Source organism: Isoptericola cucumis, from assembly GCF_014635665.1.
Lineage (GTDB): Bacteria > Actinomycetota > Actinomycetes > Actinomycetales > Cellulomonadaceae > Isoptericola > Isoptericola cucumis.
In genome coordinates, this window is record NZ_BMDG01000014.1 from 108,341 (window position 1) to 117,363 (window position 9,023).

Annotated in this window: 5 protein-coding genes; 4 read left to right on the forward strand and 1 reads right to left on the reverse strand. The window is 69.6% G+C overall.

From position 1 onward, the window contains the following. The first annotated feature begins 87 nt into the window (after positions 1-87). From metH to IEW03_RS18165, 4 genes are all read left to right on the forward strand, one after another. Positions 88-3,636 carry a methionine synthase gene (gene metH, locus IEW03_RS18150; protein ID WP_188525129.1) on the forward strand — a complete coding sequence of 1,183 codons (3,549 nt, stop codon included), beginning with the start codon at positions 88-90 and terminating at the stop codon, positions 3,634-3,636. Positions 3,637-4,028: 392 nt separating this feature from the next. After that, positions 4,029-5,231 (forward strand): XRE family transcriptional regulator, encoded by a 1,203-nt coding sequence (locus IEW03_RS18155; RefSeq protein ID WP_188525109.1) that lies wholly within the window; start codon positions 4,029-4,031, stop codon positions 5,229-5,231. 3 nt (positions 5,232-5,234) lie between these two features. Next, positions 5,235-5,702, forward strand: a complete 468-nt coding sequence (locus IEW03_RS18160) for a DUF4411 family protein (RefSeq protein WP_188525110.1) — start codon at positions 5,235-5,237, stop codon at positions 5,700-5,702. A 632-nt stretch (positions 5,703-6,334) separates the two neighbouring features. Continuing rightward, positions 6,335-7,591, forward strand: coding sequence for an IS256 family transposase (locus tag IEW03_RS18165; RefSeq protein WP_371870640.1), 1,257 nt, complete (start codon positions 6,335-6,337; stop codon positions 7,589-7,591). A 44-nt stretch (positions 7,592-7,635) separates the two neighbouring features. Here the strand turns inward: IEW03_RS18165 and IEW03_RS18170 are convergent, their stop codons facing one another. Further along, positions 7,636-8,967, reverse strand: coding sequence for an ISL3 family transposase (locus IEW03_RS18170; protein ID WP_443093551.1), 1,332 nt, complete (start codon positions 8,965-8,967; stop codon positions 7,636-7,638). Positions 8,968-9,023 lie beyond the last annotated feature (56 nt).

Sequence of the window (9,023 nt, forward strand, 5' to 3'; positions counted from 1 at the left end):
TTCGCCCGCCACGACTACGCTGCACGGGTGACCACGACGCTCGACCTCGCCGCCGCCGACACCCGCGCCACCGCCCTCGCCGAGGCCATGCGCACGCGCGTGGTGGTCGCCGACGGCGCGATGGGCACGATGATCCAGGCCGCCGACCCGACCCTGGACGACTACGAGGGGCATGAGGGCTGCAACGAGGTCCTCAACGTCTCCCGGCCGGACATCATCTCGGCCGTCCACGACGCGTACCTCGAGGTCGGGGTGGACGCGATCGAGACCAACACGTTCGGCGCCAACTGGTCGAACCTGTCGGACTACGGCATCGACGACCGTATCCGCGAGCTCGCCCGGGCCGGCGCGGCCCTGGCCCGCTCCCGCGCCGACGCGTTCGCGACGCCGGACCACCCGCGCTGGGTGCTGGGGTCCATGGGGCCCGGCACCAAGCTGCCCAGCCTCGGCCACACTACGTACGCCCACCTGCGGGCGACCTTCGCCGAGCAGGCGGCCGGGCTGCTCGAGGGCGGCGCCGACGCGCTGCTCGTCGAGACCAGCCAGGACCTGCTGCAGACCAAGGCCGCCGTCACCGGCTGCCACGACGCCCTCGCCGAGACCGGCCGCCAGGTACCGGTGATCGCCTCGGTGACGGTCGAGACGACGGGCACCATGCTCATGGGCTCGGAGATCGGGGCGGCCCTCACCGCGCTGCAGGCGGTCGGTGTGGACGCCATCGGTCTCAACTGCGCCACCGGCCCGGACCAGATGAGCGAGCACCTGCGGCACCTGGCCCAGCACGCCGAGGTCCCGGTGACCTGCATGCCGAACGCCGGCCTGCCGGAGCTGGGACCGGACGGTGCCGTCTACCCGCTGTCGCCGGAGGAGCTCGCGGCCGCGCACACGCAGTTCGTCACCGAGTTCGGCCTCGGCCTCGTGGGCGGCTGCTGCGGCACGACGCCGGAGCACCTGCGCCAGGTGGTCGAGGCGGTCCGCGGGCGCCAGCTGCCGGAGCGCCACCCGGTGCGGGAGAACGGCGTCGCGTCCCTGTACTCGCACACCGACCTGCGCCAGGACACGTCGTACCTGGCGATCGGCGAGCGCACCAACGCCAACGGCTCCAAGGCGTTCCGGGAGGCGATGCTCGAGGCCCGGTGGGACGACGTCGTCGACATCGCCCGGGCGCAGACGCGCGACGGCGCGCACCTGCTGGACGTCTGCGTCGACTACGTCGGCCGCGACGGCGTCGCGGACGTGCGCGAGGTGGTCTCCCGGCTCGCGTCGGCGTCGACGCTGCCGCTCGTGATCGACTCGACCGAGCCCGCGGTCATCCAGGCCGGCCTGGAGCTCGTCGGCGGCCGCGCCGTCGTGAACTCGGTGAACTTCGAGGACGGCGACGGCGCGGACTCCCGGTTCGGGAAGATCATGCCGCTCGTGCGCGAGCACGGCGCCGCCGTCGTCGCGCTGACCATCGACGAGGAGGGCCAGGCACGCACCGCCGCCAAGAAGGTCGAGATCGCGTCGCGCCTCATCGAGCAGCTGACCCGCGACTGGGGCATGCGCGTCGACGACATCATCGTCGACGCCCTGACCTTCCCCGTCGCGACCGGGCAGGAGGAGACGCGGCGCGACGCCATCGAGACGATCGAGGCGATCCGCGAGATCACGACCCGCTACCCGGGGGTGCACACCACGCTCGGCGTCTCCAACGTCTCGTTCGGGCTGAACCCGGCCGCGCGGGCCGTGCTGAACTCCGTGTTCCTGCACGAGGCGACCAAGGCGGGGCTCGACTCCGCCATCGTGCACGCCGCCAAGATCCTGCCGCGCACCGCCATCGACGACGCCCAGTGGGAGGCCGCCGAGGACCTGGTGTGGGACCGGCGCACCTACGACGCCGAGGGCAACCTCACGCACGACCCGCTGTCCCACCTGCTCGAGCTGTTCTCCGGCGTGGACGCGACGGCGCTGCGCGACCAGCGCGCCGCCGAGCTCGCCGCGCTGCCCGTGGGCGAGCGGCTGGAGCGGCGCATCATCGACGGCGCGCGCAAGGGGCTCGAGGAGGACATCGACCAGGCCCTGTCCGACGGCACGAAGGCGCTCGACATCGTCAACACCCACCTGCTGGGCGGGATGAAGGTGGTGGGCGAGCTGTTCGGCTCCGGGCAGATGCAGCTGCCGTTCGTGCTGCAGTCCGCCGAGGTGATGAAGTCGGCCGTCGCCCTGCTCGAGCCGCACATGGAGAAGGTGGAGGGCGGCGAGGAGCGCTCGAAGGGCACGGTCGTGCTCGCCACGGTGCGCGGCGACGTGCACGACATCGGCAAGAACCTCGTCGACATCATCCTCACGAACAACGGCTACACGGTCGTCAACATCGGCATCAAGCAGCCGGTGACGGCGATGATCGAGGCCGCCGAGCAGCACGACGCCGACGTCATCGGCATGTCCGGGCTGCTCGTGAAGTCGACGGTCGTGATGAAGGAGAACCTCGCCGAGCTCGTCTCGCGCGGCCTGGACCAGCGCTGGCCGGTGCTGCTCGGCGGCGCGGCCCTCACGCGCACGTTCGTCGAGGACGACCTGGCGGGCGCGTTCCCGGGCACGGTCCGGTACGCCAAGGACGCCTTCGAGGGCCTGCGCCTCATGGAGCCGCTGGTGGCGATCGCGCGCGGCGCCGACCCCGAGTCGGTGGGCCTCCCCGCACTGCGCAAGCGCCGCCACGGCGTCGTCACCGTGGACGAGACCCCGGACGAGGAGCTGCCGGCACGCTCCGACGTCGCCGCCGACAACCCGGTGCCGACGCCGCCCTTCTGGGGCACGCGCGTCGTCAAGGGCATCCAGCTCGCCGACTACGCGGCCTTCCTCGACGAGCGCGCGACCTTCATGGGCCAGTGGGGCCTCAAGCCCGGCCGTGGTGACGACGGTGCCTCCTACGACGAGCTCGTCGAAACCGAGGGCCGGCCGCGGCTCGCGGAGTGGCTCGAGCGCATCCGCACCGACCAGATCATGGACCCCACGGTCGTCTACGGGTACTTCCCGGTCTGGTCCGAGGGCGACGACGTCGTGGTCGCGCACCACGGCCCGGGCATGCCGGGCGGGGTGGGTGAGCTGGGGGCGCCCGACGGCGGTTCCGGCGGCGAGCCGGGCACCGAGCGGTTGCGGTTCCGCTTCCCGCGCCAGCGCCGCGACCGCCACCTGTGCCTGGCGGACTTCGTGCGGCCCCGGTCGTTCGTCGAGGAGACCGGCCGCTTCGACGTGCTGCCCGTGCAGCTCGTGACCGTCGGCGACGCCGTCTCCGGGCACACCGCGACGCTCTTCGAGGCGAACAAGTACCGCGAGTACATGGAGCTGCACGGCCTGTCCGTGCAGCTGACCGAGGCGCTGGCGGAGTTCTGGCACTCCCGCGTGCGCGACGAGCTGGGCTTCGCGGGCGAGGAGCCCGACGACGTCGAGGGGCTGTTCAAGCTCCAGTACCGCGGGGCCCGCATGTCGCTCGGCTACCCCGCCTGCCCGGACATGGAGGACCGCCGCAAGGTCGTCGAGCTGCTGCGCCCCGAGCGCGTGGGCGTCACCCTCTCCGACGAGCTGCAGCTGCACCCCGAGCAGTCCACCGACGCGTTCGTCTTCCACCACCCGGAGGCGAAGTACTTCTCCGTGTGACGTTCAGGTGCCCTGGTCGACGCCGCCCTGGGTGGCCGTGACCTGCGGGGATACCCGGAGGGCCACGGATCCAGCCGTCGCTGGACGGACCTCAGCGTACCGAATTCGTGCGCAAAGTGAGTCACAAAGACGGTCTCGGCGCCGCGCAACGGGCACTTTGCCGTCCGGAACGCTCTGACCTGCGGCGATACTGTTCGGAACTGCACGAATTGCGCACGAAATGGAGGTTGGCCTGCGCGTTCATCGCCCGTTGGCTCTGTCGGTGAGTCCGGTCGGCTCGTGAGTTCCAGTTTGCCGGTCAGTGCCCCGGCAGCCGGAGAAAGAGGGCGGATCGTCCGCGTACCTCGCGCGCCATGGTCACCGCGTGCCGCTCGTTGAGGGAGGATCGCCACATGGCCCGATCCATCCCCGCGCGTGTGAAGCCGAGTGTGCTTCGGTGGGCGCGGCGGACCATCGACCTGACCGAGGTCGCCGCCTCGCGGAAGATCGGTGTCGACGAAGAGCGTCTTGCCGCATGGGAGTCGGGGGACGAGTCGCCGACGATCGTCCAGCTTCGCAAGGCCTCCGAGGTGTACAAGCGTCCGCTCGCCGTGTTCTTCCTCGCGGAGCCGCCGACCGACTTCGACACACTCCGCGACTTCCGGCGGCTCGACGGAGCCGACAAGGGCGTGTGGTCCCCTGCCCTGCATGACGAGTTTCGTCGCGCGCACGAACAGCGGGAGACGCTCCTCGAGCTCGCCGAGATCGACGACGTCGAGCCGGCAGCCGATTGGCGGATCAACCCGATCCCGGAGGCAGACGACGCGATCGCGAGCGCGGGCCGGGATCGGCTCCTCGCCGTCGGTCCGCTCTCGCTCCCCGTGACCGGGGACAAGCCATACGATCACCTCAACACGTGGGTTGCCGCCCTGGAAGCGTCCGGCGTCCTCGTCATGGCAACTTCTGGCGGGCGCGTCCCCATCCATGAGATGCGCGCCTTCTCGCTCTACTTCGACTCGATCCCGGTGATCGTGGTCAACGGGGCGGATAGCCCGCGAGGACGGCTCTTCTCCCTCTTGCACGAGTACGCGCACCTCCTGCTCCACTCCGAGGGGCTCTGCGACGTGATCACCGATCGGCGCGCGACGACGCCGGTCCGACAACTCGAAGCACAGTGCAACGCTCTGGCGGCGTCCATGCTCATGCCGAGGGAGGCCGTCCTCACGCAGCCACTCGTCCAGAGCCACCGTGCCGAGGGCTCTCCCTGGACGTACGGAGACCTTCGTCGCGCGGCTGCCCCATTCGGGGTGAGCGCGGAGGCGTTCCTCCGGCGTCTGGTCACCCTGGGGCACGTGTCCGAGAGGTTCTACGCCGAGAGTCGCGAGGAGTTCCTCCGCGCCTACGAGGCCGATGCCGCTCGGGAGCGCGCCGGAGGGGGCAACTGGTATCGCAACACGGTCCGAGACAAAGGGAAGGGCTTCGTCCGCCTCGTAACCGACGCCCACAAGCGCCGCGCGATCGATACCTACACCGCCACGACCTTTCTCGACGTGAAGGCGAGCCAGATGGCCCGTCTCGCGCAGGAAGCGACGCTCTCGAACGCGGAGGCGGTGTAGGCCGTGGAGTCCTTCTACTCGTTCGACACGAGCGTGTTCATCAACGGGCGCCGGGATCTGCTTCCCCCGGCGACCTTCCCGAGCGTCTGGCAACGGGTGGAGGGCATGATCGCCGACGGCGCGATCCGAGCTGTGGACGAGGTCGAGCGAGAACTAGCGAAGCGCGAGGGCGACGCCGTGCACTCGTGGGCGAAAGACCAGGCCGACCTCTTCGTGGACCTCGAAGAGGACATCCAGACCGCGACGTCGTGGGTCCTCACCTCGCACCCGAAGCTCCTCGGGAACGCCAAGGGGCGGAACGGGGCCGACCCTTTTGTGATCGGGCTCGCCGTTGCTCGCGACGGGGTCGTCGTCACTCAGGAGACCCAGGGCAGCCTCGCGAAGCCGAAGATACCGAGCGTCTGCGAAGCGATGAACGTCCGCTGCCTGACCCTGGTGGAGTTCATCACCGAGCAGGGCTGGAGCTTTTAGCCTTCCGGCGACAGCAGCTGCACCACCGCCGCAGGTCCGTCGTTTGGGTAGATGAAAGTCTGCAGCCGCATTCAGACGTTGAACTGTACAAACCCTTCTTGACCTGCGGCTTCCTTCAGTTCGTCGGCTGCCGGGGAACCACTGGGGAATCAGGGTCCACGGTGTGCCTCCGCCGAGGCGAGGGATCGGTTGGACCCGACGCGTCGCGTCGTAGTCCTTGAGCGGCCGGACGGCCGTTCCCAACCATCGCAAGCACCACGGACGAGGACGGCCGTGGCGACCGCAACGGACCAGGCCTGACGGAGCATCGCGAGCAATCGTCGATGGTCAGCTACGACGGGAACCTTGGAATGTTCCTCGGGACCGGTGTTCGCACACGACGACGGGGCTTGCCTCAATGGGTTGACCTCTACACCGCGATACGGGGTGAGCTGGTCGTGGGTGTGCCTGGCGGGCGGGTAGAAGGGCGCGTGATCGTGAGGTGCGGGTCCTGAGCGCGACGCCTCGGAGACGGCGAGTGTTATCTGGCTCTTCGCAGATGAGGGGGGTCAGGGTCTGTCTGATTAACGGTGGGTGGGTCTCGGCCTGACACGCCGAGCAAGGCTTGGCGGGAAGCAGGCAGAGTGACCGAGATCATCGAGCCCGTGACGCTCGACGAGGACGAGAAGCAGGCCCTGGCGCAGCAGCTAGTGGCGCAGGCGAAGGCGGCGGGGATCGACCTGGTCGGACCGGACGGGCTGTTGACCGGGTTGACGAAGCAGGTCCTGGAGACCGCGCTGGACGAGGAACTCACCGAACACCTGGGCTACGCGCCCGGTGAGCGCGACGCCAAGACGGGGAAGAACGAGCGCAACGGCACCCGCACGAAGACGGTGCTGACCGAGATCGGGCCTGTGGAGATCGATGTGCCCCGGGACCGCGACGGGTCCTTCGAACCGGCGATCGTTCGCAAGCGGCAGCGGCGGCTGAACGGAGTGGACGAGCTGGTGCTGTCCCTGACCGCGCGGGGCCTGACAACCGGGGAGATCAGTGCGCACTTCGCCGAGGTCTACGGCGCGTCCGTCTCCAAGGACACCGTCTCGCGGATCACCGACAAGGTCGTCGCCGAGATGGGCGAGTGGCAGACCCGCCCGCTGGACGAGGTCTATCCCGTGATCTTCATCGACGCCCTGGTCGTCAAGGTGCGCGACGGGCAGGTCACGAACAAGCCGTTCTACGTCGTCATCGGCGTGACCACCCGCGGGGAGCGCGACATCCTGGGGATCTGGGCCGGCGACGGCGGCGAGGGTGCGAAGTTCTGGCTGAACGTCCTGACCGAGATCAAGAACCGCGGCGTGGGCGACGTGTGCATCGCGGTCTGCGACGGGCTCAAGGGCCTGCCCGAGGCGATCACCACGGTCTGGGAACTCGCGCAGGTGCAGACCTGCGTGATCCACCTGATCCGTAACACGTTCCGCTATGCCGCCCGGCAGGACTGGGACGCCGTCGCGCGGGACCTCAAGCCGATCTACACCGCGGTGAACGCCGAGCAGGCCGAGGTCCGGATGGACGAGTTCGCCGAGAAGTGGGTCGCCAAGTACCCGGCCGCGGTCAAGCTGTGGCGGTCCGCGTGGGCCGAGTTCATCCCGTTCCTGGACTACGACGTGGAGATCCGCAAGATCATCTGCACCACGAACGCGATCGAGTCCCTGAACGCCCGCTACCGGCGGGCGGTACGCGCCCGTGGGCACTTCCCGAACGACGCCGCAGCACTGAAGTGCCTCTACCTCGTGACCCGGTCTCTGGACCCGACCGGGCGAGGTCGGGCACGATGGGTCATCCGGTGGAAGGCCGCGCTGAACGCCTTCGCGATCACCTTCGAGGGGCGCATCAGCCCCTCGAGCAACTAAGGAACGCCGTGGCCCGCCCACCGTTCATCGGACACTCCCGGGGGTCACGGTGTGATTCCTCCTGCGACAAGGAGCATGCGGAGGCGGTAGTTGTCGCGGTTGCGGAAGCCGCGTGCGATGCGGCGGGCGAGCTCGATGATCCCGTTGATGGCCTCGGTGCCGCCGTTCGATGAGCGGGCGGTGTCGAAGTAAGCGAGGAAGGCAGTGCGCCACTTGCGCAGGGTGCGTCCGAGGCGGGCGATCTCGGGGATCGGGCATGACGGTAGAGACGCCAGGACGCGTTCAGCGAGCCGGCGCCCGTGGGTCGGGTCTTTGCTCCGGTAGGCGGTGCGGATCTGCTGGGCGGCCTGCCACGCGACCAGGACTTCCTCGTGGGCCTCGTCGGTGGCGATCGCCCGGTTCAACCTGTTGATCTGTCGGTCGGTGAGGCGTTCGGGGGCGGCGCGCAGGATGTTGCGGATGCCGTAGAGCGGGTCGCCCTTGCGGCCTCGGTGCCCCAGGGTCTGCTGCTGGACCCGGCGGCGGACCTCGTCGATCGCCTGGCCCGCGAGCTTGACCACGTGGAACGCGTCCAGCACCGCGGTAGCGTCCTCGAGCCGGTCGTCGATCGCGTTCTTGTAGCCGTGGAACGGGTCCAGGGTCGCGATCTGCACCCGGCCGCGGAACTCTGCCCCTCGCTCGTCCAGCCAGGAGGCGTAGACCGTGCCGGAACGGCCGGGCACCAGGTCCAGCAGCCGGGCGTGGGTGTTGCCCTCGCCGTCGCGGGTCAGGTCGACCATCCCGGTCAGCTCCTTGGGCCCACGATCCTTCGGGCTGACGTGATGCCACACGTGTTCGTCCACCCCGAGGGTCGTGACGCCGTCGAAGCGGTACTCGTCGTCGGCAGCGTCGGCGAGTACGGGACGGATCGCGTTCCAGCACGTCCACCAGGACACCCCGAGCTGGCGGGCCAACCCAGCGACCGACGCGTTCTCGGACCGCAACTGGGCGATCGCCCACCGGGTCGCACGCGACGTGAGCACGGCCCGCGGGGCGGCGATCTGGGCGTCTTGCTCGGTGAACGACCCGACCTCGCAGCCCGGGTCGGGACAGACCCACCGCCGCTTGCGCCACCGCAACCGGACCGGGCTCCCGAACGCCGGGGCGTCGATCAGCTCGACCGTCCGGCGGCCCTTCGATGCGGCGACCACGCCGCACGCCGGGCAGCCCATCAGCCCGGGCGCAGACTCGATAACGACGATCACGACATCGTCGTCACGCTCGACGCCGATCACGTGCAACGACTCGAGCCCGACCAGCAGATCACAGCGGACGCAGTACGGATCGGCGGATCTTGGATCAGGGCAGCAGGACACACAGGCCGTAGGCTCGGACACGTCGAGGTCTCTCGGGAACAGGATGCTTGGTCGCTCCCGATCCTGGAGGCCTCGAC

Coding starts and splice junctions, on each gene's coding strand:
- metH (WP_188525129.1), top strand. CDS start 88: ATGCGCACGCGCGTGGTGGTCGCCGACGGCGCGATGGGCACGATGATC.
- IEW03_RS18155 (WP_188525109.1), top strand. CDS start 4,029: ATGGCCCGATCCATCCCCGCGCGTGTGAAGCCGAGTGTGCTTCGGTGG.